Raw genomic sequence first — 21,934 nt, forward strand, 5'->3', positions numbered from 1 at the left:
GTGTGATCGTCATCCTGCTGGCGGGGACCGTCGTCGTGCCGATTCCCGTTGGTGGTGGGGGAGCGTTCCTCGCACTGCTCCTGCCGGCGGTACTGATCGGGGCGGCCTTGGCGGCCGTTGGAGAGAGCCCCACGGGGCCGGAGCGAGTCGGTCTGCGGGCGCTTCCCGTACGGGACGCGGCGGTCGTCGTGACGTCGGCGGTTCTGTCGGCCGGCATCCTCTCGATCGTGGCTGTGGCGGCCGAGACGGGCATGCTCCCCATCGACGGCGGACTGACCGCTGCAAGCGCACGTAATGTTCTCGGCTATCTCGGCGTCGGTCTGACGGCGTGGGCGGTCGTCCCCCGGCGCTACGCGGCTGTCGTTCCGTTGCTCGTTGCCGTTGTGTCGGTACCGGTCGCAAGCCGGTATCGGTTCACACCTGAGGTCTGGCTCCTGCATCCTCACGCGACGGCGGTATCGTTCGTCGCCGCTGGAACCTGCCTTGTCATCGGCCTACTGATCGCCGTCGTGCCGATGGTGCGCCGCTCTGCGTGACGTCACCGCGCGGCTCTCGAAAGCCAGCGGGATCGCTACCGCGACCAGGGTGAGGGCCGCGCCCACGTAGGTCGGGAGTCCGGGGGCGACCGCGCCAGGGACGACGAGGTCGAGCACCAGCGCGCCCACGATCTGGCCCGCGATCATGCTCAGGCTCAGCAGCAGCACGCCCACGCGGTGCACCACCGCCACGCCGACCGCGATGAACCCGATGCCGATCGCCCCGCCCGTGTACAACAGCGGGTTCGCGGGGAGACTGCCGTCGGGCACGCCGTCGAACAGCATCGACACCCCGAGTGCCAGGACGAGCGCGGCCGTGCCCACGAGGAAGTTGACGAAGGTCGCGGCCAGGACGTCGCCGGCGGCGGCGCGCACGCGCCCGTTCACGGCCTGCTGCCACGCCGACCCGACGCCCGCGAGCAGCGGCAGCACCGCGAGCACAAGGGCCGACGGCGTGCCGACACCGCCGGACATGGCGATCGCCACGGCCACCACCGTCAGCAGCGGGCCGACGGCGCGCGGCAGCGTCACGAAGCGCACGCCGCCGGGGCCCAGGCCGAGGCGGTCGACGACGATCGACCCGAGCGACTGACCCGTCACGAACGCCACGATGAACAGGGCGACGCCGAGCGTCCCGACGGCGAGACCCTGCGACGCCACGAAGAACCCGCCGGCGGCTCCGCCGAGGCACTGCCAGGGCCGCAGGACGGGGCGTGAGTCGGTTCCGGGGTCGGTCCCAGGGCCGGTCGCGGGCCCGGCCGCCGGGCGGCGCAGCGCCCCCGAGATGCGCCGCATGCCTGCGCGGCCGCGACGCGAGACGAGCAGGGCCACGCCCAGCAGGAGCAGGCCGGAGCCGAACGAGATCACGGCGGCGAGATACCCGCTGCCGACGTGACCGGCAAGGGTGCCGTTGACCCGGCTCTGCGTGGCGAGACCCGCGCCGGCGAGGACGGCCAGGGCGACGGGCACCACGAGCGGGAGGCCGCGGGGCCGGGCGGTGGAGCGGGGCACGGGTCCGAGCGTATGTTCCGCCGCGGGCTCGCGGCCCGCCCGAGCGAGTCGGGTGGGTCACACGTCACAATCCTCCCGCGATACGGCAGGATGGGCGGCGTGAGCGACGAGACGCGTGAACCCGAGCAGAACGACGAGGCGACCACGGCGCCCGAGGGCGGCCCCGAGGAGTTCGAGCCGGAGGACCTCGACCCGGAGGATCCCGATGCCGGTGGCCTCGATGCCGACGACTTCGACCCGGCGACGTTCGACCCCGAGGACTTCACGGACGCCGACGAGGGGGACGAGGAGGTCGCCGTCGCGGTCCAGTCCTTCTGGGAGGCGGTGCGGCCGTACGCCGGGATGGCGAAGACGGGCGTGGTGACCGGCGTGCTGGCGTCGGAGACGGTGGCGCCGCCGGCGTGGTCGTTCGGTGATCAGCCGGAGCTCGCGAACGAGCTGCTGGACCTGGTCCTGGAGGGCGCCAAGACGGCAACGTCGTCGCTGGCGTGGGAGTTCGAGGACTCCGGCGAGCCGCTGCCGCAGGTCGGCGAGCTGTCCATCCTGCTCGACGGCGAGCGGCAGCCGCAGGCGCTGATCCGCACCACGATCGTGGAGACGGTTCCGTTCGACGAGGTGGACGACGACGTGGCCGACGCCGAGGGGGAGGGCGACAGGACGCTGGAGCACTGGCGCGCGGAGCACGAGAAGTACTTCCGCCGCAATCTCCCGGAGGGGCGCGAGTTCGCGGGTGACACGCCGGTGGTGGTCGAGCGCTTCGAGCTCTTGTACCCCAAGCGGTGATCCTGTCCCAGCGCGTGAGACTGCTGTCTCATTTCTGCGCGCGCACACGTTAGGCTCCGTGCATGGCGCAGAACGGGACGGACCAGCAGATCGACCTGGCAGTGGTGGCAGGCGACGGCATCGGCACCGAGGTCGTGGAACAGGGGCTGAAGGCCCTCGAGGCGGCGCTCGCGCCGAGCGGGACGAAGGTCGTGACCACCGAGTTCGACCTGGGAGCCCGCCGCTGGCACGCCACGGGCGAGACCCTCACCGACGACGACCTCGAGCGGATCCGGCAGCACGACGCGATCCTGCTCGGCGCGATCGGTGACCCGAGCGTCCCGTCCGGGGTGCTGGAGCGCGGCCTGCTGCTCAAGCTGCGGTTCACGCTGGACCACTACGTCAACCTACGTCCGTCCAAGCTCTTCGAGGGCGTGACCAGCCCGCTGGCCGACCCGGGCGAGATCGACTTCGTCGTCGTCCGCGAGGGCACCGAGGGCCCGTACACCGGCAACGGCGGTGCGCTGCGTGTCGGGACGCCGGCCGAGATCGCCACCGAGGTCAGCGTGAACACCGCGTTCGGCGTCGAGCGCGTGGTGCGGGACGCGTTCGCCCGCGCGGCGAAGCGCGAGCGCAAGCACCTCACCCTCGTGCACAAGCACAACGTGCTGGTGCACGCCGGCCACCTCTGGCGCCGCACGGTCGAGGCCGTGAACGCCGAGTTCCCCGACGTCACCACCGACTACCTGCACGTGGACGCGGCCACGATCTTCCTCACGACGAACCCGAGCCGGTTCGACGTGATCGTCACCGACAACCTGTTCGGCGACATCCTCACCGACCAGGCGGCGGCCATCACGGGCGGGATCGGGCTGGCGGCGTCGGCCAACATCAACCCGGACCGCACCGCGCCGAGCATGTTCGAGCCCGTGCACGGCTCCGCCCCCGACATCGCGGGGACCGGCAAGGCGGACCCGACCGCGACGATCCTGTCGGTCGGGCTGCTCCTGGACCACCTGGGGCGCGCGGACGAGGCCGCGGCGGTACAGGCGGCCGTAGCCGCCGACATCGCGGAGCGTCCGGCGTCGTCGCAGGTACGCACCACGGCGCAGATCGGCGCCGACATCGCGGCTCGGATCGCGGGGTAGCACATCCCCACGGCCGGGCACGCAGCCCGGCCGTAGGGAACGTCCCCACAGGACAGGTCCCCTTCACCGGCCGGGCGTGGAACACTGACTTCATCCGGTGAAAGGCTTTGATCATGACCACTACGTCCCATCACATCCTCCCCGCCGACCTCGACGACCTCGTGGCCCGGTTCGACGTGCGGCGCACCGACGCGCCCACGCCGGAGGACGAGCGCACATCCCTGCTCGCCAAGCCCAAGTTCGGCACGGTCTTCACCGACCACATGGCCCGCGTCTCCTGGCGGGCGGCCGACGGCTGGACCGACCGCCGCGTCGAGCCGTACGGTCCGCTGCAGCTCGACCCCGCCACGGCGGTGCTGCACTACGCGCAGGAGATCTTCGAGGGCATGAAGGCGTACAAGCACGCCGACGGCTCCATCTGGACCTTCCGCCCCGGGCAGAACGCGCGTCGCTACCGGCGCAGCGCGCACCGCCTCGCCCTGCCGGAACTCAGCGAGGAGGACTTCCTCGCGTCGATCGCCGCGCTGGTGCGTACCGACGTCGACTGGGTCCCGGACGGCGAGGACTCCTCGCTCTACCTGCGTCCCTTCATGTTCGCCAGCGAGTCCTTCCTCGGCGTGCGGCCGGCGCTCGAGGTGGAGCACCTCGTCATCGCCTCACCCGTGGGCCCGTACTTCGCGGGCGGCGTGAAGCCGGTGTCGATCTACCTGTCGGAGAAGTACCACCGCGCCGGGCCGCCCGGCGGCACGGGCGACGCGAAGTTCGGCGGCAACTACGCCGCCAGCCTGCTCCCGCAGCAGGAGGCCCAGCAGCACGGCTTCGACCAGGTCTGCTTCCTCGACGGCGCCGAGAGCACCTACCTCGAAGAACTCGGCGGCATGAACATCTTCCTGGTGATGGCGGACGGCACGATCCACACCCCGGAGCTCGGCTCGATCCTCGAGGGCATCACCCGCAAGTCGATCATCCAGCTGGCCCGTGACCGGGGCCACGAGGTCGTGGAACGGCGGATCCCGGCCCGTGAGCTCGTGTCCGGTCTCGAGTCCGGCCAGGTGACGGAATTCTTCGCGTGCGGCACGGCGGCCGTGGTCACGCCGATCGGGCGGCTGGCGTCGTCGGACTTCGACGTCGAGGTCAACGGCGGGCAGTCGGGCGAGCTGACGATGGCGCTGCGCACCGAGCTGACCGGCATCCAGTACGGCCGGGCAGAGGACCGCCACGGCTGGATGACGCGCCTGGCGTAGGTCTAGCGCATCCCCTGGAGCTCCAGCACCAGGTCCTTCACGGCGGCGGCGGGCACCAGCCCGTCGTCGTCGGCCACCTGCCGCGCGACCACGGCCGGGACCTCCGGATCCGAGCACAGGACCAGCGGCGTGACCGGCGCCGAGTCCGGCAGTCGTCCGTGCGAGCCGCGCACCCACGACGCGTCCAGCGGCGTGGTGCTCATCGCGTACCGCAGGCCGAGCTTCTTGCGCACGAGGTTCAGCCCGGCGCGCGCCTTCGAGAACCGGTCCGCCGGATCGAAGAAGAGCTCGGCCGGGTCGTAGCCCGGCTTGCGATGGATGTCCACGCCACGGGCGAACTCCGGCGCGCGGTCGTCCCGCAGCCAGTAGTAGTAGGTGAACCAGGCGTCCGGTTCGGCCACCACCACGAGCTCGCCCGACCGCTCGTGGTCCAGGCCGTAGGCGGCCTGCGCCTCGCGGTCCAGCACCTCGTCCACGCCGGGCTCCGCCCGCAGCATCGCCGCCACGCGCGGCACGTCCGCCGGGTCCGCGACGTACACGTGCGCCACCTGGTGGTCGGCGACGGCGAACGCCCGCGACGTCCACGGGTCCAGCAGCTCACGCCCCTGCTGGGTGTACACCTCGAGCAGCCCCTCGCGCCGCAGCAGCCGGTTCAGGTGCACCGGCCGCGACACCGGCCCGATCCCGTACTCCGACACCGCCACGACCGTCACGCCGTCGGCCTCCGCCTGGTCGAGGAGCGGCGTCAGCGCCGCGTCGAGCTCGGCGGCCGCCCGGTCCGCCTCCGGTGACCCGGGGCCGAACCGCTGCAGGTCGTAGTCCAGGTGCGGCACGTACGCCATGGTGAGGTCGGCGGCGCGGGTGGTCAGCAGGTGCCGGGTGGCCGACACCACCCACCGCGTCGAGGCGATGGACGCCGTCGGACCCCAGTACCGGAACAGCGGGAAGTCGCCGAACGCCTCCGTCAGTTCGCCGTGCAGTGCCGGCGGTCGGACGTACGCGTCCGGGGACTTGCGGCCGTCCGCGTGGTAGACCGGCCGCGGCGTCACCGTGACCTGCGTGGTCATTCCCATGGCGTACCACCAGCAGACGTTCACCGCGTGGTAGCCGGGAACGGACCGCCGCGCCGTCTCCCACAGCTTCTCGCCGGCGACCAGCCGGTTGTGCTGCCGCCAGAGGTACACCTCGCCCAGGTCGCGGAAGTACCAGCCGTTCCCGACGATGCCGTGGTCGCGCGGCGCCAGCCCGGTCAGCATCGTCGACTGCACGGTGCACGTCACGGCGGGCAGCACCGTCGCCAGCCGCGAGGACCAGCCCGCGTCCGCCAGGCGGCGCAGGCGCGGCATGTGCCCCAGGGCCTGTTCGGTCAGCCCGACGACGTCGAGCAGCAGGACCGGCCTCATGCCACACCCTCCCCGTCCGCCACGACGGCCGCCGCCGGCCGGTCGTCCAGCAGGTTCTCGCGCGCCCACCGCAGCTCCGCCGCGATGCCCGCCACGAGGCCGTCGCCGTCACTGTCGAGGCCCGCGACGCCGGCCGGCAGCACCGACCACGTGTACGTCTCCACGTCCAGATGCGCCTCGTGACCGTGCGGGGTCGCGCGCACCGCCGCGACCGCCTCGCGCAGCACGCCGGTGGTCGAGGCCAGCGGCGGCTGCGGCCGTGCATGCAGCGGCACGTGGAAGTGCACCCGCCACGGGCCGTCGCCCGGCAGGCCGGGGCGTCCGCGGGCGGTGCCCAGCGCCTCGTCCAGGTCGTCGGCCGCCAGCACGCCGCCCGACGTCGTCCGCTCCCGCACCTGGTGCAGGTAGCGCGGCTCCGCGAACCTCCCGACGGCGGCCCGCGCCGCGTCCCGCCCCGGCTCGTCCACCTGCAGGGCGGCGGAGGCCTGCACCTTCACCACCCGCAGCCCGGCGTCGGTGATCCGCCGGACGGCGGCGGCCGGGTCGGCGAACGACACGGCCAGATGGCACGTGTCCAGGCAGACGCCGACGTGCTCCGGATCGATCCACCGCTCCGCCGGGAGGCCGGCGTCCGTCCGCGCGGCGAGCCAGCGGACGACGTCGTCCACGGTGTCGAGGACGCAACCGGGTTCGGGTTCCACCGCGACGCGGACGACGTTCCCGGTCCGGTCCGCGAGCGCGCGCAGCTCGCGGGCCAGGGCGGCGAGGGAGCGGGTCGACTCCTCGTCGTCGGCGGGGGTCCAGGGCGCGCGCCAGGCGAGCGGCAGGGTGGAGATCGACCCGGCGGCGCCCTCGGGCAGGAGGCGGGTGAGGACGCGTGCGCAGGCCAGCGTGTACTGCTGGCGGGCGCGCTCGGCCCAGGTCGGACGGTAGACGGAACGGCCCACGACCTCGGTGTGGAAGCCGCCGTACGGGAACGCGTTGAGGGTGCGGACCTCGAGGCCGTGGTCCGCGAGGGCGCCGCGGAGCCGGTCGAGGTCGGCGGGGGACGTGTCGAGCCGGTGTGCGACCCGTGCCGGCAGCCACAGCCCCACACCGAGCACGTCGAGCCCGGCGGCCGCGCGGACCGGTCCGGCGTACGCGCCGAGCTGGGCGACGACGCCGTCGACGTCCTCGGCGGGGTGCACGTTGGTGCAGTAGGAGAGATGCATGTCCGCCCCCTACGCCCGCACGCCGCGCAGCACGGACGAGCCCTCGAACTCCACGCCGGGCGCCGGCGGCTCCCCGGCCACGAACCCGGGCACCGGGTCCAGCACGAGGTTGCCCGACTGCCCGTAGAACTCCACGGGGTTGCGCCACAGGACCTGGTCGACGTCGTCGTCGGTGAGGCCCGAGGCGAGCATCTCCCGGCCGGTGCGGGCTGTCTTGAGCGGATCGGACCGGCCCCAGTCCGCCGCGGAGTTCACGATCATCCGGGCGGTGCCGTACTCGCGCAGCAGCGCCACGGTGCGGCGTTCGTCCATCTTCGTGTCCGGGTAGACGGAGAACCCGGCCCACAGGCCGGCGTCGTGTACGAGCGCGACCGTGGTCTCGTTGAGGTGGTCCACCAGCACTCGTTCGGGCGGCAGGCCGGACTCGCGCACGACGTCGAGCGTGCGGCGCGTGCCGGCCAGCTTGTCCCGGTGCGGCGTGTGCACCAGGACGGGCAGCTCCGCGTCCCGGGCCAGGTCGAGCTGGGCGGCGAACACCTCGTCCTCCGCGGGCGTCATGGAGTCGAAGCCGACCTCGCCGACCGCCACGACGCCGTCTTTCAGCAGATAGCGCGGGATCTCGGCGAGGACCTCGCGGCAGCGCGGGTCGTTCGCCTCCTTGGGGTTGAGCGCGATCGCGGTGTGGTGCCGGATCCCGAACTGGGCGGCCCGGAACCTCTCCCAGCCCACGAGCGAGTCGAAGTAGTCCGTGAACGAGCCGGCGGAGGTGCGCGGCTGTCCCAGCCAGAAGGCCGGCTCGACGACGGCCCGCACCCCCGCGGCGTACATCGCCTCGTAGTCGTCGGTGGTGCGGCTGGTCATGTGGATGTGCGGGTCCAGGATGCGCATGATCACTCCTTCGTGGTTCTCAGCAGCCGGGCAAGGTCGGGCGGGACGTCCCGTCCCGCGGCGCGGCGCTCCGCGGCCAGGTCGCGGGCCATGCGGGCCAGCTCGGCGTCGGCCCGCCCGCCGAGGCCCGCGACGGCGTCCAGCGGCACCCCCAGGAACACGAGCTTCAGCACCGCGTGCCGCCAGGTGTGCGCGTCCAGGTACCGGCCGCCGAACGGTCCGGCGGCGGCCGCGACGAGGCTCGTGTCGTTCGCCCGGAGTGCGTCCTCGGCGAGGGGGACGCCGGCCGTGGCCAGCGGTTCGGGGAGCGGGGCGGCGGCGCGGAGGGTGAGCGCGTCGAGGGCACGGAGGACGCCGCGGCGCTCCGCGGTGTCGCCCTGGTGGTAGAGCGTGGTGAGGCGGGTGGCGAGGTCGCGCGCGGCGCGGTCGGCGTCCGCGAGCGCGACGACCAAGGCGGCGCGGGCGGCGTCGGCCACCGTCCCGTGCACCACGCCGGCCGGGTCCGTGGCGGGGTGGAGCGGGCCGCGGCCCGCGCGGCGTCCGGCGAGCGCGAAGGCGCGGTCGAGGGAGGCCGGGTCCGCCGTGACGGTGGCGCGCGTCGCGTCGAGCCAGTCCGGGTCGCGCAGGAGCGGGCGCAGGGCGGCGAGGTCCAGGGCGAAGGCGCCCGCGCCGGGTGCCGGCGTGCTGTCGGTGCCGGGCGGGGCGTTCGCGCCGGGTGGGCGGGTCGGTACGGCGATGCCGGGTGGTGCGGTCGCTTCGGCGTCGTCCTGCGCGGTGGCGTCTTGCGCTGCGTCGGTCATGCGGAGACCTCCTTCCACGCTCTGGTCAGAGCCTCGATGGACGCGGTGACCAGGTCGGGCGCGGCGTGGGAGTGGCGGGGCAGCTCGACGGCGGCGACGCCGCGGTAGCCGATGTCGGCCAGCGTCGCGAGGGTGGCCGGCAGGTCGAGGTCCCCCTCGCCGAACGGGCGGTGCTCGTGGTGCGTGCGGGGCATGTCGTCGAGCTGGACGTTGCACAGCACGGGCGCGGCGGCACGTAGCGCGCCGTCGACGCCGCCGGGTTCCACGACGAGGCAGTGCCCGACGTCGACCGTGAGCCCCAGGCCGGGCGGGTCGCCCAGGTCGCGGCGCAGGCGGAGCGCGTCCTCGACGGTCTCGACGAGCATCCCGGGTTCCGGTTCGAGCGCCAGCGTGACGTCCCGCGCGGCGGCGTGCTCCAGCAGGACCGGCAGCCGGCCGAGCAGCCGGGCGCGGCCGTCGGCCGGTCGGTCGTCCGCGGGCAGGATCCCGGAGAAGAACGACACGCAGTCCGCGTGGAGTGCGGCGGCGACGTCGATCGCCCGGGTCAGGTAGTGCATCCGCCGGCCGGCATCCCGGTCGACGAGGGTGGGCCGGTGCTTGCGCGCCGGGTCCAGGAGGTAGCGGGTGCCGGTCTCGACCACGACGGCGGCGCCCGCGCCGTGCCGCATCGCGGCGAGTCGCGTGCTGACCGCCGGGACGGCGTCCGGCGGCGCGGTCAGGGGGTCCAGGTGCGGGAAGCCGAGGGTGAGCGCGACGGCGTCGTACCCGGCGTCGTCGAGCAGGTCGAGCGCGGTGGGCAGCGGGTGGTCCGCCAGCCCGTTCGTGCCGTAGCCGAGCAGGAAGGGCGGCCTCATGTGATGCTCACCTGCTTGCGCCCGCGGGCTCGCGCACGCAGGCGGAGCCCGTGCCCGGCCGCGGCCACGCCGCCCAGGACCAGAGCCGTCCCCGGCCTGCCGGATCGCGCGGCCCACGCCGCCTGGAGCGGGATCATCGCCTGGAGACCGGAGCGGGTGGCGGAGCGTGCGGCGCCGGCCGTCGGGTCGGCGACGGCCCGGACCTGGCCGGGTAGGCAGGAAGCGGCGTACGCGAGGGACGCGACAGCCGTCCCGAGGCGCGCCGATCGGCGCGCGGTAGTGGCCGCCACGGGGCCGGCGGGGGAGTGGGCGTGCACCGCCGCCACGGGAGCCAGCGCACCCGCGACCGTGACGCCCGCGACCGACGCCGCCACGGCCGGCGTCGTCCCCCGGACCTCGCCGCGGGACAGCGCCGTGACGGCGGCCGTGTGCGCCGCGAGGCCCGCCGCGGCCGGGGCGGCGGCGCGGAGGCTGCCTGTGGTGGCGCCGAGCAGCACGTCCAGGCCCCGGCAGGCGGCCATCGCCGCCGGGCCGAGTACCGGGTGGTGCTTGAGCACGGTGTCGTAGGCCCAGACTCCGGTCGCGATGCAGGTCGCGACGGCGGCGCCGCGGCGGCCGGTCGCGATCCCGGCTGCCGTGATCCCCGCAGCGGTCAGTGCGGCGCCGGTGGTGAGGGCGGCTCCCGGGGCGACGCGACCCGACGGGATCGGCCGCTCGGGGCGCTCGACGGCGTCCAGGTCGCGGTCCGCCCAGTCGTTGAGCGCCATGCCGGCCAGGTAGAGGCACGCCGACGCGGCGGGCAGCAGGAGGTGACGCGACTCGATGCGGCCGTGACCCGCGGCGTGCCCGGCGAGCGTGTCTCCGACGACGGTCAGGGCGGCGGGCAGCCGGACCAGCTCGGCCAGGTCCGACGGCGTCATCGGCGGGCCTTGCCCGTGCCGTCCGTGCTCCGGCGGGCCGCGCCCGGTCCGTCGTCGGGGGCGCCTGTGGTCCGCTCGGTCGCCGCCACGCGGGCCGCGGTCTCGCGGACCCATTCGCTCAGCTGCCGCTCCTGGGCCGCGGCGTCGTGCACGTCGGAGCCCCAGGGGTCCTTGAAGAAGAACCCCAGCTCCGGGAGCGGCCCCGCGAGTCCGGCCGCGTGCGCGAGGGCGAGCAGCCGCGTCAGGTCGAGCACGAGCGGAGCGGCGAGCATGGAGTCGTAGGCGCTCCAGGTGGTCTGCAGGGTGAGTCGTGAGCCGAGGAACCCCTCGACGTGGACGTGGTCCCACGCGACCTTGACGTCGCCGAGGTCGGGCACGTAGTCGATGTGCAGCGGCGTGGTGTCCGCGCCGGTGACGGCCCGCAGCCCGCGCGACTTGCTGGTCAGCTTGGAGCCGACGGCGTCGGGGTCGGCGAGCGTGGCGCCGTCGCCCCCGCCCAGCAGGTTCGTGCCCGACCAGGACAGGACCCGCAGGTTCCGCGCGGCCATCGCGGGCGCGACGACGGTGCGCAGCCAGGTCTGGCCGGTCTTGCCGTCCTGGCCGGCGAAGGGGATGCCGCCCTCGGTGGCGAGCCGGGCCAGCGCGGGCAGCGCGATGCTCGCGCTCGGGGTGAAGGCCGCGTACGGCGCGCCCGCGAGGATCGCCGCGTAGGCGTACAGGGACGACGGCGGCAGCGGGGCGCGGTCCGGGTCGGCGAGAGCGGCGGTGAGGAGGGAGACGTCGTCGTGCTCCGGGAGCGGGTCGGGGAGCGGCTCGGTCGAGGCGACGTCGACCACGACGACGCGTTCCAGGCCGTGCCGCTCCCGGAACGCGACGATGTCGGCCGCCAGCCGTTCGGCCGTGACCTGGCCGCTGCCCTCGGGGCGGACGGGATCGTGGCCGGTCCGGACCTCCGCGTCGGCGGCCTCCAGGGCTTCCCGCGTGAGGGTGACCAGCCGGGGCGGGAGCATCCCGGCGTCAGCGAGGGCCTCGGCGCGTTTGGGCAAGGGGCTCGTCGACAGGTCGTGCCCGCCGACCACGATGTCCTCGAAGCCCGGCATGAACGCCGCGGCGAGGCCGGGGCGCGCGGTGACGCAGCCCGTGGGGGCGGCGTGGCCGCCCGCGAGGGCGGCCAGCCCGAGGGCCGCGGTGGTGGCGACCGAGCCGCGCGCGCCGATCAGCCAGAGGCCGGTCGCCGGGCGGTCGGTGCGGGCGGTGGCGCCCGCGAGGGCGTGGGTAGGCGGCATCGATGCTCCCCGTTCGTCACTCACCGGAGCAGCACTGCCCCGGGCAGACATCACGCTAGCCCGGCTTATGCCGAGAATCAATCAAAAGTGGAGACGGAATGCGCACAAGGTAGTTGCCGGGGGTGGGGTGGCACCGCGTTTGACGCGCGATGGTTACTGGGTAAGTATGTGCGAACACTTACTCGGTAACTATCGGAGGATCTCATGTCCGTCCGGCACGCCCTGCTGGTGCTCCTGTCGGAGCGCCCGATGCACGGCTACCAGCTCCGTCAGGAGTTCGAGCGCCGCACCGGGGGCACCTGGCCCCTGAACATCGGCCAGGCCTACTCGACGCTGTCCCGTCTGGAGCGGGACGGCCTGATAGTCCCCGTCGGGTCCGACGATCCGGGCGCGCCCGAGACCTACCGCCTCACCGGCACCGGGACCGAACAGGCTCGCGCGTGGTGGAGCACCCCCGTGGACCGCGCCACCCCGGCTCGCGACGAACTGGCGATCAAGCTCGCCCTCGCGGTGACCGTGCGTGTCGACGGGCAGCCCGTGGACGTCTCCGGCATCGTCCAGCGGCAGCGCACCGCGACGATGACCGTGCTCCGGGACCTCACCCGGCTCAAGCGGGAGGCGGGCGACGACCTGGCCTGGTCCCTCGTGCTGGACTCGATGATCTTCGCCGCCGAGGCCGAGATCCGCTGGCTCGATCACGTCGAGGCCAGCGTCCACCGGGCAGTGCGCGAGCCGCGCGAGCCGGAGGATCGGGGCGCGTCGCCGTCTCCCGCGGCGACGCCAGGAGCCCGCGAGCAGGAGACGACATGGAAGCGGGCGACCCGATGACCGCGGCGGCGCTGAGACTGACGGGCGTGACGCGCGTGCACGGCAGGGGCGCGGCCGAGGTGCACGCGCTGCGCGGCGTCGACCTGGAGGTCCGCGAGGGCGAACTGGTCGCCGTGATGGGGCCCTCGGGCTCCGGCAAGTCCACCCTGCTGCACCTGGCGGGCGGGCTCGACACCGCGACGTCGGGCCGGGTGGAGGTGGCGGGACGCGACCTGGGCCCGGCCAACGCCAGGAAGCGCGCCGAACTGCGCCGCAAGCACGTGGGCTACGTGTTCCAGGACTTCAACCTCGTGCCCGCGCTGACGGCGCGGGAGAACGTGATGGTGCCCCTCGAGCTCGACGGGATGCCGTCCCGGCGGGCCCGCGAGCATGCGGAGATCGCGCTCGCCGAGGTCGGCCTGGAGGGCATCGCGGCGCGGTTCCCGGACGACATGTCCGGCGGCCAGGCGCAACGCGTCGCGATCGCCCGCGCCCTGGTGGGCCCACGCCGGCTGCTGCTCGCCGACGAGCCCACCGGCGCCCTGGACTCCGTCACCGGCGAGGCGGTACTGCGCATCCTGCGTGCCCGTGTGGAATCGGGCGCGGCAGGGCTCCTCGTCACGCACGACGCACGCCACGCCGCCTGGGCCGACCGGACCGTCTTCCTGCGCGACGGGCTGGTCGTGGACAGCACGGCGGCGCCGTCGTCCCCGGAGAGCCTGCTGTCAGGGGCGAGAACGATGGGTGGTGGCGTCGCGGACGGCCCGCACGACGGCGCGGCGGGAGCCGGCCGATGAGCCGAACGACGGCCCGGTGGTGGGGCCGCCGGCGGGTCGCGCTGCGCTACGGCGTACGCGACGCGCGGCGGCACAAGGTCCGCACGATCCTGGTCACGCTCATGGTGGGGCTGCCGGTGACAGCGGCCTCCCTGTTCCTCACGTGGGAGGGCTCACGCCACCTGACAGCGGCGACCTACGCCGCGCAGGTGGTCGGACCGGAGCTGGAGGCCCGCGTCGACTTCGCTCCCTGGGAGGTCGAGGGCCAGGACCTCACGGGAGACACCACGAACGACGAATGGCACCCGAACACCGGCGGGCTCGACGACGACGGCGATCCGCTCACGGTCGACGCGTACGGCGCGAAGCTGGCCGCGACGCTGCCCACGGGGTCGAAGCTGTACCCGATACTGGAGGGCGACCGCCAGCTCGACGGACCGGACCTGCGATGGGACGTGCAGATCCACCAGACGGACCTGTCCGTCCCGGAGGTCGCGGCCGTGTACATGCTCCACGAGGGCCGGCTGCCGCGCGGGGGCGAGGAGATCGCCCTGAACGCGTCGACGGCGGAACTCCTGGGCGCCGATATCGGGGACACCGTGGGAGTCGTCGGCTGGGACGCCGACGGCGAGGAGACCGAAGACGCCGAACTCACCGTCACCGGCCTGCTCGCCACCCGGCAGGCCACCACCGTCACGGCCGTGACCGACGAGGACGGGCCGCTCATGCCGCACACGCACATGCCCGAACCCGAGTCCGACTCCGAGTCCGATGCCGCTGTCGCGTCCGGAACCCGCATCTGGTACGTCACCTCTCCGGAGCCTGTGACCTGGGACGACGTCCGCGCCGTGAACGAGCTGGGGAGCACTGCGGTCAGCCCCGCCGTGGCCCAGGACCCACCCCCGGACGCGATCCCCGAGCCCACGGAGGCCGACCTCGAACTGCTGCTCGTGGTCGCGGCGGTGATGGCCATCGCCATGGCACAGGGAATCCTCGTCGTCATGCCCGCGTTCGCGATCGGCCGCCGGTCCGCGGCACGCAGCCTCGCGGTCCTCGCGGCAGCCGGCGCAGATCGTGCCACGCTGCGGCACGTGACACTCTCGGGAGCGATCGTCACCGGGTTCGTGGCGGCCACCGCGGGACTCGGCCTCGGCATCCTCGGCGTGATCATGATGGACCTGCTCGGGCTGCGCCCACTCCCGAACCTGGTGGTCCCGCCCCTGCTCACGCTCCTCGTCCCCGCCGGTGCGCTCATCGCGGCGGCCGCGGCGTTCCCCGCCGCGATCGCCGCCGGACGCACCGACGTGACAGCAGCCCTGGCCGGCCGCTTCCCCCGCAGACCCCCGCGACGCCGGTCGCTGGCTGCCGGGGCGGTCGTGACCGGAGCCGGCGTCGCCACAGCCCTGACCGGAGCGGTCCATCAGGAACCCTGGTGGATCGTCGGCGGTGTCGTCCTCGCGGAACTGGGCATCATCCTGGCGACCGGCGCGATCCTGACGACACTCGGGGGCATCGCGCCGCTCCTGCCGATCTCCGGCCGGCTCGCGCTGCGCGACGCCGTACGCCAGCACTCCCGCACCATCCCCGCCGTCGTGGCCGTCGTGGCCGCGGTCGGCACCGGGGTCGGGGCACTGTCGTACTTCGCCTCCGCGCAGGCGCAGCAGGACGCCTCCTACGGCGCGACGGTGAACGACGGCGTCGTCCTGATCGAAGGCCGTTCCGGCACGGACCCGCTGACGGACGCCGAGATCGCCGAGATCGTCGAGGTGGCTCACGACGTGGTCGGGCCCGCCGAGGCCATCCAACTCCGGACCGCCGAATCACCGGGTGCCGCCTTCACCGGCGTCGGCCCGCCCTCCGGCCTGCTGGAAGCCATCCGGGAGGCCGACGCGTCCGAGGTCTGCGACAACGGCGATCGCGAGTGCCACGCGGCGCAGCTGAACACATGGACCGACCACGGCCTGTGGGTCGTGCAGGTGTCCGACGGCGACATCGCCTCGATCCTGCCCTACGCCGACCCGGATGCCGCCGCGCAGGCACTGAGCACCGGAAAGACCGTCGTCGCCCCGGAGATCATGAACGACGACGGCACCGCCACCCTCACCACGAACATCGCCGGGCTCCCCGAGGACGCCGAACCCGTCAAGGACGGAGGAAACTACGAGACGCAGCTCGCCGCGGCGGGCGTCGCGCTCGCGAACGGGTCGCTCGAAAGCGTCGTGCTGCCTCCGGCAGCGGTCGCCGCACTCGAGCTCGACGTCGTGCGAACCGGCGTCGCCCTGATCCCCGAGGCCAGGCCCACCACCGTCACCGAGGAACGCCTGCGCCAGTCCCTCGCCGAGGTTCGCGAGGGGATCACCGTCTACGCCGAGCTCGGCCCGCGCGCCCAGGCCGACCAGCTCGACATGGTGCCATACGCGCTCGCCCTCGTCGGCGCCGTCGTCGCCCTCATCGCAACGTGGCTCGCCGCGGCGCTCGCGGCCGCCGACAGCAGGGCCGACCTGGCCACGCTGACGGCGGTGGGGGCCTCCCCGGCCACGCGGCGCCGGCTGGTCGCCGCGCAGGCGGCGGTGGTCTCCGTGACCGGGGCCCTGCTCGGGACGGGACTCGGGATCCTCACGGCCTGGGCATTCGTGATCCTGGACCGCCATCGAGGGGACTTCCCGGACCCGCGATGGGCGCTGCACGTGCCCTGGCAGTGGGTGGGCCTGCTCCTCGTCGGCCTTCCCGTGCTGGCTGCCGGGGCAGCCTGGCTGGTCACCCGCTCCCGCCTGGAGCTCACCCGGCGCCACGACACGTGACGGCCGCGCCGGCGCGGTAGGACGTCCCGAATCCTGAGGTGCCGCTACCGCGCCGGCCCGACCTGTGGCACCATGGCCCGCATGACCCTGCGCACCACCCCGCGTCCGGCGATCATCATTCGCTAGCGCGTCCAGCCCGCACTACTGGATGCGCAGACCTTCCGTACCCCGGAGGGTCTTTTTCTTTTGCCCGACCGAGCCACAAGCTCCTCCGCAACGTTCTCGTACGCCAGTCCGGCCCGGTACGGCCGCGGCTCCTCGCACGGAAGAGATCCGACGCATGCGCACACCGTTCCACGTCTACGACACCACCCTGCGCGACGGGGCCCAGCAGGAGGGCATGAACCTGTCGGTCACGGACAAGCTCGCCATCGCGGCACAGCTGGACGAGCTCGGTGTCGGCTTCATCGAGGGCGGTTGGCCGGGCGCCGTTCCGAAGGACACCGACTTCTTCGCCCGTGCCGCCAAGGAACTCACCCTGCACCACGCCGTCCTGGCCGCGTTCGGCGCGACCCGCCGGGCCGGGACACGCGCCGGCGAGGACCCTCAGGTCCGCGCCCTGCTCGACGCCGAGACGCCGGTCGTCACGCTCGTGGCCAAGTCGGACTCCCGGCACGTGGAGCGCGCGCTGCGCACCACCCGCGAGGAGAACCTCGCGATGATCCGCGACACCGTCGCCTTCCTCACCGGCGAGGGCCGCCGGGTCGTGCTCGACGCCGAGCACTTCTTCGACGGCTACCGGCACGACGCAGGCTACGCGCTCGCCGCCGCGCGCACCGCGTTCGAGGCCGGCGCCGAGGTGGTCTGCCTCTGCGACACGAACGGCGGGATGATCCCCGCGTGGGTGTCGCAGGTCGTCTCCGAGGTGCTCGACGCCGTCGGCGGGGCCGCCGGGCCCATGCTCGGCATGCACGCGCACAACGACTCGGGCTGCGCCGTGGCCAACACGCTGGCGGCGGTCGAGGCCGGCGCGACGCACGTGCAGGGCACCATCAACGGATACGGCGAGCGCACGGGCAACGCGGACCTCATCGCGGTGACCGCGAACCTCCAGCTCAAGCTCGCCCACGAGCTCGTGCCCGACTCCGGTCTGCGGGAGGCGACCCGGATCGCTCACGCGATCAGCGAGATCACGAACATCTCGCCGTTCGCCCGGCAGCCCTACGTGGGGCAGAGCGCGTTCACGCACAAGGCGGGCCTGCACGCCAGCGCCATCCGCGTCGACCCGGACCTGTACCAGCACATGGATCCGAAGGGCGTCGGGAACGACATGCGGATGCTGATCAGTGACATGGCCGGGCGGGCGTCGGTGGAGCTGAAGGGGCGCGAGCTCGGCTTCGACCTGTCCGACCGCAAGGACGTGCTCGCCCGGGTGACCGATCGGGTCAAGCAGGACGAGGCGCGCGGCTACACCTACGAGGCGGCCGACGCGTCGTTCGAGCTGGTGCTGCGGGACGAGCTCGGCGAGCTGCCGCGCTACTTCGAGACGCAGTCGTGGCGCACCATCGTGGAGACCGTCCCGGACGGGCACACTCCCGCCGACGTGTACGGGCCGGAGGCCGAGGCATTCGCCGAGGCGACCGTGAAGATCACCGTGGGCGGCGAGCGGATCGTGGCGACCGGGGAGGGCAACGGGCCGGTCGACGCGCTGGATCACGCGGTGCGGCGGGCGCTGACGTCCGTCTACCCGGAGCTGCGGCGGTTCGAGCTGATCGACTTCAAGGTCCGTATCCTCGACACCGACCAGGGCACGGACGCCCGCACGCGCGTGCTCGTCGAGACCGCCGACGGCGAACGCTCCTGGTCCACCGTGGGTGTCGGCCCCAACGTGATCGAGGCGGCCTGGGAGGCGGTCACCGGCGCCTACGTCTACGGCCTCATCATGGCCGGTGTCGCCCCGGCCGGTCCGTCGGCCGGATGAGACGACGGCGCGGCGACCGCCCGGTCGCCGCGCCGTGGGTCGCCGTCAGTCGTTGCGGGACGGGCGGCCGAACTCCATGCGCTGGTCCGCCACGGCCTCTGCCGTGAGGCGGATGGCCTCCTGCGACTTCTCGTAGCTGCGCTGCGCCACTCGGACGAACAGGAAGTCCACGATGGTCAGCTGGGCGATGCGGCTCGCCATCGCGCCCGCGCGGAACTGGGTCTCCCGGGCGGTGGTGGCGAGCACCAGGTCGGCGACCTTGCCGATCGGCGCGTCCGGGTAGTTGGTGATCGCGGCGGTGATGGCACCCCGTCCGTGGGCGAGCTCCAGGGCGGTGTTGGTCGCCCTCGTCTGACCGCTGTGCGAGATGCCGATCGCGACGGCGCCCGGGTCGAGCACCGCGGCCGAGGACTGCTGGAGGTCCGCGTCGGGCGAGCAGAAGGCGATCCGGCCGATGCGCTGCAGCTTGATCGCGAGGTCCTGTGCCGCGATGTGCGACGCGCCGACGCCGTACACGGCGAGCTGCGGGGCTGCGGCGATGGCTTCCGCGAGCTTGTCGAGCACCTTGCGGTCCACGTCGCGGGCCGTGTCCTCAATGGTGCGGGCCTCGTGGAAGGCGATCTTGTTGACGACGTCGTCGACACTGTCGGTCTGGGTGAGCTCACCCTGGGCGATACCCGAACGTTCGAGTTCCATGTCCCGGCGGCTGGTGGCCTGGGCGAGGTCGATCCGGAACTCCGGGTAGCCCGCGTAGCCGATCGCGCGGCAGAACCGCACGACCGTGGCCTGCGAGGTGTCGGCCTCGCCCGCGAGTTCGGTGATCGTGGAGGCGACGACCAGGCTCGGGTTCTCCAGCACCGTCTCGGCGACGCGCGCCTCGGCGGGCCGCAGCGTCGGGAGCGAGCGGCGGAGCTTGACGAGCACATCACCGGTCATCGGTGGGATCTCCAGTCATCGGGCCCGGGAACATCAGGCGATCCCCGGGGTGTCAGGCAGAACGTTCGGCAGCTCCGTCGCGGAGAACTGCGCGGTGGACATGGAGCTGAACATATCCGCGCCGGTATCGGTGTGCTCACCCACGGTGTGACGGCCGTCGACCCGCACGGTCAGCCACGGGCGATACCCGACCACGCTGGTCGGGTCCACCGAGAGGCGCCGCGCCAGCAGCTTGGCGCCGTCGAGCGGGGTGCCTTCGCACGGCACCAGGCGGACGCCGGGGCGTTCCTGCCTGAGGTTCTCGTGCAGGGACTCCGTCAGCGGGGACGGGCGGTGCGCGAGCCGGCCGGTGATCGACGCGAGCTGCGGGATGTCCGGGGTGAGCGCGGTGGCCAGCGTCGACGCGAGGTGACGCCCGGCCTCGACGAGGATTCCGTGGGCGGTCGTGTCACCGGCCGCCGCCGCGGACATCACCGCGGGCGCGAACGATGCGAGCTTCGCCGCGCGGTCGCTGCTCATGTACAGCTGGGCGGGCCAGCTCGCGACCGGGCCGAGCTTCTGTGTGGCGTACTCGAGCAGGAGCTCGGACTTGCCGCGGGTGCGTCCGTCGTGCGCGGCAGTGGCGGCGCGGAGCGCCTCCGTGCCTACCCAGACACCCGCGCCGAGGTCACCGAGCAGATGGCCCCAGCCGTCGGCGCGATGCCAGCGACCCTTCTGGTCGAACGAGAAGGCGACCGCACCGGTGCCGACCGACAGCACCGCACCCGCGCGGCCCCGCAGGGCGCCCATGTGGGCGGTCAGCGCATCGCCCGCGACGGCCGTGCGGTTCGTCTGGAGCATCGAGCCCATGATGTCGTGGATCTCGGCGGCGCTGGGCACGACCGTGGTGAGACCCGTCGTCCCGACAGCGGCGGCGACGACGTAAGGGGGCTGCTGGAAGTGATACTCCGCGTTCTTCACCCAGTACAGGAACGTCTCGCACAAACCGCGGACCACCTGGGCGGAATTGCTGCCCTCGGACAGCATCTTGACGGGCTCGCCCTCCAGGGTGATCGTGATGCCCTTGCCCTCATGCTGGTGCCCGCCGTCCCTGAACTCGGCGGTCAGGCGTGAGCCGCTACCGCCCACGTCCATCGCGACGATCCAGCCGGCGGTTTCGCCGACGGCTGGCCCGTCCCCCTCTGTGTCAGTCTGCACCCATCCATTCTGGCACGATTTCACCCCAAGATTGTGTAAAGAGACGTGGAAATTCGCGCATATTACTCGCGAAATATCCGGCATGCCGAGGTGTGCTATTGGCATGGGGCCGGTCGGGTCGATGCGATTGGCGCAGGTGTCCATGTGACGAGCGTAAGATAACGTTTCGATAACGGTCGGGTGCGATGGTTTTCGCCCGGTCGGCGTGGAGGTAATCTCCGCGAGTGGTGGCAAGTCGGGTAACTGCATTTCACGCGGTCCGATGCCGGGTGTGACAGAAGAGGGACTAGCGTGAGCGACATGGTGCGTGCCGTGGCCAGATCCAGCCGGTACGGTCGAGTTGCCGGTCGGGAAGGAGAACCACGGATGATCACCGACACGGGGTACGAGAGGGCGGGGTCCGTCCCGCCGGTGAGGGTCTCCTCACCGACGGAGGAGCGGAATCCGCGCACACGTGACATCGACGTTGTCCCCACGGCCCAGCTGGTGGCGATGATCTCGGACGAGGACGCGCGGGTCGTGGACGCGGTCCGCGCCCAGCACCCGCAGATCGTCGCGGCGGTCGACATCGCCGTCGAGGCGATCCTCGCCGGCGGCCGTGTGCACTACGTAGGGTCCGGATCGTCGGGGCGGCTGGCATTCATGGACGCCGCCGAGCTGCTGCCGACGTACGGCGTCGGCGACGAGATGTTCGTCGCGCACATCGCGGGCGGACCCGGTGCGTTCGCCCGCGCGGTCGAGGGCGCCGAGGACGACGCCGGAGCCGGGCGCGCCCTGCTCGACGGCGCCTCGCCGCACGACGTCGTCATCGGGATCGCGGCCAGCGGCCGTACGCCCTACGTGCGCGGCGCGCTGGAGGCGGCGCGGGAGCTCGGCGCGTCGACCGTGCTGATCGCGTCGAACCCGCTCGCACCGCTGACCCCGCTGGCCGACGTCGCCATCCTGGTCGACACCGGGGCCGAGGCGATCACGGGATCCACCCGGATGAAGGCGGGCACCGCACAGAAGCTCGTGCTGAACACGATCTCGACGGCGGTGATGGTGCGCCTGGGCAAGACCTACTCGAACTTCATGGTCGAGGTCGTCGCCACCAACGAGAAGCTGCGCGGACGGCTCGTGCGCCTCCTGGAGCAGGCGACGGGACAGGACGCCGAGGCCTGCGAGACGGCGTTGCAGGACGCCGGGGGAGACCTCCGCGTGGCGCTCGTGACCCTGCTCGTCGGCGTCGACGAGGCGGCCGCCCGGGCCGCTCTCGCGGCCTCGGGCGTGCACGGGGTCCGCGGGGCGCTCGAGCGGCTGCGCTGAGGAGGCTGTGCCTTCCCGAGCCGCCGGGCTCAGCGCCTGCGGGCGCGAGGCATTGCCGCCGCCGGGCTCCGTCGCCGCGTCGCCTCGTTCCTCGGCGCCGGCCGCCGTCGCTACCGGTTTCCGGCGGC

At 73.2% G+C, this 21,934-nt stretch carries 19 protein-coding genes; 9 read left to right on the plus strand and 10 right to left on the minus strand.

Annotated features, from left to right (window positions below):
• The first annotated feature begins 2 nt into the window (after nt 1-2).
• Nucleotides 3-536, plus strand: a complete 534-nt coding sequence (locus ACYVK5_RS11530; protein ID WP_460704999.1) for a hypothetical protein — start codon at nt 3-5, stop codon at nt 534-536.
• On the opposite strand, the gene ACYVK5_RS11535 is transcribed toward ACYVK5_RS11530, so the two are convergent.
• Entirely contained in the window at nt 495-1,547 is a 1,053-nt protein-coding gene (locus ACYVK5_RS11535) for a DMT family transporter (RefSeq protein WP_460705001.1), read from the minus strand. The genes ACYVK5_RS11530 and ACYVK5_RS11535 overlap by 42 nt on opposite strands.
• Nucleotides 1,548-1,646: 99 nt before the next feature.
• Between ACYVK5_RS11535 and ACYVK5_RS11540 the strand changes: the two genes are divergently transcribed.
• The 3 genes from ACYVK5_RS11540 (at nt 1,647) to ACYVK5_RS11550 (ending at nt 4,701) form a co-directional block, all read left to right on the plus strand.
• A complete protein-coding gene (locus ACYVK5_RS11540; protein WP_460705003.1) occupies nt 1,647-2,330 on the plus strand; it encodes an ASCH domain-containing protein in 684 nt (227 codons plus the stop codon).
• 62 nt (nt 2,331-2,392) lie between these two features.
• Nucleotides 2,393-3,457, plus strand: a complete 1,065-nt coding sequence (locus ACYVK5_RS11545) for a 3-isopropylmalate dehydrogenase (RefSeq protein WP_460705005.1) — start codon at nt 2,393-2,395, stop codon at nt 3,455-3,457.
• 113 nt (nt 3,458-3,570) lie between these two features.
• Nucleotides 3,571-4,701 carry a branched-chain amino acid aminotransferase gene (locus ACYVK5_RS11550; RefSeq protein ID WP_460705007.1) on the plus strand — a complete coding sequence of 377 codons (1,131 nt, stop codon included), beginning with the start codon at nt 3,571-3,573 and terminating at the stop codon, nt 4,699-4,701.
• A gap of 2 nt (nt 4,702-4,703) precedes the next feature.
• Here ACYVK5_RS11550 and ACYVK5_RS11555 read toward each other — a convergent pair whose 3' ends face one another.
• Genes ACYVK5_RS11555 through ACYVK5_RS11585 form a run of 7 tightly spaced genes read right to left on the minus strand, consistent with a single transcriptional unit; the run spans nt 4,704 to nt 12,063 of the window.
• Complete coding sequence (locus ACYVK5_RS11555; RefSeq protein ID WP_460705010.1) at nt 4,704-6,104, minus strand: alkaline phosphatase family protein; 1,401 nt, start codon at nt 6,102-6,104, stop codon at nt 4,704-4,706.
• On the minus strand, nt 6,101-7,315 hold the full coding sequence (eboE, locus tag ACYVK5_RS11560; RefSeq protein ID WP_460705012.1) for a metabolite traffic protein EboE: 1,215 nt from the start codon (nt 7,313-7,315) through the stop codon (nt 6,101-6,103). The genes ACYVK5_RS11555 and eboE overlap by 4 nt, the downstream gene beginning before the upstream one ends.
• 9 nt (nt 7,316-7,324) lie before the next feature.
• The gene (locus ACYVK5_RS11565; RefSeq protein ID WP_460705014.1) at nt 7,325-8,203 is read right to left on the minus strand and encodes a TatD family hydrolase; all 879 of its coding nucleotides are present in this window, start codon (nt 8,201-8,203) and stop codon (nt 7,325-7,327) included.
• 2 nt (nt 8,204-8,205) lie between these two features.
• On the minus strand, nt 8,206-9,003 hold the full coding sequence (locus ACYVK5_RS11570; protein WP_460705016.1) for an EboA domain-containing protein: 798 nt from the start codon (nt 9,001-9,003) through the stop codon (nt 8,206-8,208).
• Nucleotides 9,000-9,857, minus strand: a complete 858-nt coding sequence (locus tag ACYVK5_RS11575) for a sugar phosphate isomerase/epimerase family protein (RefSeq protein ID WP_460705018.1) — start codon at nt 9,855-9,857, stop codon at nt 9,000-9,002. Before ACYVK5_RS11575 ends, ACYVK5_RS11570 begins: the two co-directional genes overlap by 4 nt.
• Complete coding sequence (locus tag ACYVK5_RS11580) at nt 9,854-10,777, minus strand: SCO3242 family prenyltransferase (RefSeq protein WP_460705020.1); 924 nt, start codon at nt 10,775-10,777, stop codon at nt 9,854-9,856. The genes ACYVK5_RS11575 and ACYVK5_RS11580 overlap by 4 nt, the downstream gene beginning before the upstream one ends.
• The gene (locus ACYVK5_RS11585) at nt 10,774-12,063 is read right to left on the minus strand and encodes an inositol-3-phosphate synthase (protein WP_460705022.1); all 1,290 of its coding nucleotides are present in this window, start codon (nt 12,061-12,063) and stop codon (nt 10,774-10,776) included. The genes ACYVK5_RS11580 and ACYVK5_RS11585 overlap by 4 nt, the downstream gene beginning before the upstream one ends.
• Before the next feature lie 204 nt (nt 12,064-12,267).
• Here ACYVK5_RS11585 and ACYVK5_RS11590 point away from each other — a divergent pair, with 204 nt between their 5' ends.
• The 4 genes from ACYVK5_RS11590 (at nt 12,268) to cimA (ending at nt 18,368) form a co-directional block, all read left to right on the plus strand.
• A complete protein-coding gene (locus tag ACYVK5_RS11590; RefSeq protein WP_460705024.1) occupies nt 12,268-12,891 on the plus strand; it encodes a PadR family transcriptional regulator in 624 nt (207 codons plus the stop codon).
• Nucleotides 12,888-13,667 carry an ABC transporter ATP-binding protein gene (locus ACYVK5_RS11595; RefSeq protein WP_460705105.1) on the plus strand — a complete coding sequence of 260 codons (780 nt, stop codon included), beginning with the start codon at nt 12,888-12,890 and terminating at the stop codon, nt 13,665-13,667. The genes ACYVK5_RS11590 and ACYVK5_RS11595 overlap by 4 nt, the downstream gene beginning before the upstream one ends.
• A complete protein-coding gene (locus ACYVK5_RS11600) occupies nt 13,664-16,447 on the plus strand; it encodes an FtsX-like permease family protein (RefSeq protein ID WP_460705026.1) in 2,784 nt (927 codons plus the stop codon). The genes ACYVK5_RS11595 and ACYVK5_RS11600 overlap by 4 nt, the downstream gene beginning before the upstream one ends.
• A gap of 280 nt (nt 16,448-16,727) precedes the next feature.
• Entirely contained in the window at nt 16,728-18,368 is a 1,641-nt protein-coding gene (gene cimA / locus ACYVK5_RS11605; protein WP_460705029.1) for a citramalate synthase, read from the plus strand.
• Nucleotides 18,369-18,413: 45 nt separating this feature from the next.
• Here cimA and ACYVK5_RS11610 read toward each other — a convergent pair whose 3' ends face one another.
• Nucleotides 18,414-19,304 (minus strand): MurR/RpiR family transcriptional regulator, encoded by an 891-nt coding sequence (locus ACYVK5_RS11610; RefSeq protein WP_460705031.1) that lies wholly within the window; start codon nt 19,302-19,304, stop codon nt 18,414-18,416.
• 33 nt (nt 19,305-19,337) lie between these two features.
• Complete coding sequence (locus ACYVK5_RS11615; RefSeq protein ID WP_460705033.1) at nt 19,338-20,501, minus strand: N-acetylglucosamine kinase; 1,164 nt, start codon at nt 20,499-20,501, stop codon at nt 19,338-19,340.
• A gap of 366 nt (nt 20,502-20,867) precedes the next feature.
• Here ACYVK5_RS11615 and ACYVK5_RS11620 point away from each other — a divergent pair, with 366 nt between their 5' ends.
• The gene (locus ACYVK5_RS11620) at nt 20,868-21,806 is read left to right on the plus strand and encodes an N-acetylmuramic acid 6-phosphate etherase (RefSeq protein ID WP_460705035.1); all 939 of its coding nucleotides are present in this window, start codon (nt 20,868-20,870) and stop codon (nt 21,804-21,806) included.
• Nucleotides 21,807-21,934 lie beyond the last annotated feature (128 nt).

The organism is Myceligenerans halotolerans (genome assembly GCF_054782975.1).

Bases quoted from the DNA above. Each gene is read 5' to 3' on its own strand.
- ACYVK5_RS11545 (WP_460705005.1), top strand. From the start codon at position 2,393: ATGGCGCAGAACGGGACGGACCAGCAGATCGACCTGGCAGTGGTGGCA.
- ACYVK5_RS11550 (WP_460705007.1), top strand. From the start codon at position 3,571: ATGACCACTACGTCCCATCACATCCTCCCCGCCGACCTCGACGACCTC.
- ACYVK5_RS11555 (WP_460705010.1), bottom strand. From the start codon at position 6,104: ATGAGGCCGGTCCTGCTGCTCGACGTCGTCGGGCTGACCGAACAGGCC.
- eboE (WP_460705012.1), bottom strand. From the start codon at position 7,315: ATGCATCTCTCCTACTGCACCAACGTGCACCCCGCCGAGGACGTCGAC.
- ACYVK5_RS11565 (WP_460705014.1), bottom strand. From the start codon at position 8,203: ATGCGCATCCTGGACCCGCACATCCACATGACCAGCCGCACCACCGAC.
- ACYVK5_RS11570 (WP_460705016.1), bottom strand. From the start codon at position 9,003: ATGACCGACGCAGCGCAAGACGCCACCGCGCAGGACGACGCCGAAGCG.
- ACYVK5_RS11575 (WP_460705018.1), bottom strand. From the start codon at position 9,857: ATGAGGCCGCCCTTCCTGCTCGGCTACGGCACGAACGGGCTGGCGGAC.
- ACYVK5_RS11580 (WP_460705020.1), bottom strand. From the start codon at position 10,777: ATGACGCCGTCGGACCTGGCCGAGCTGGTCCGGCTGCCCGCCGCCCTG.
- ACYVK5_RS11585 (WP_460705022.1), bottom strand. From the start codon at position 12,063: ATGCCGCCTACCCACGCCCTCGCGGGCGCCACCGCCCGCACCGACCGC.
- ACYVK5_RS11590 (WP_460705024.1), top strand. From the start codon at position 12,268: ATGTCCGTCCGGCACGCCCTGCTGGTGCTCCTGTCGGAGCGCCCGATG.
- ACYVK5_RS11595 (WP_460705105.1), top strand. From the start codon at position 12,888: ATGACCGCGGCGGCGCTGAGACTGACGGGCGTGACGCGCGTGCACGGC.
- ACYVK5_RS11600 (WP_460705026.1), top strand. From the start codon at position 13,664: ATGAGCCGAACGACGGCCCGGTGGTGGGGCCGCCGGCGGGTCGCGCTG.
- cimA (WP_460705029.1), top strand. From the start codon at position 16,728: ATGCGCACACCGTTCCACGTCTACGACACCACCCTGCGCGACGGGGCC.
- ACYVK5_RS11610 (WP_460705031.1), bottom strand. From the start codon at position 19,304: ATGACCGGTGATGTGCTCGTCAAGCTCCGCCGCTCGCTCCCGACGCTG.
- ACYVK5_RS11620 (WP_460705035.1), top strand. From the start codon at position 20,868: ATGATCACCGACACGGGGTACGAGAGGGCGGGGTCCGTCCCGCCGGTG.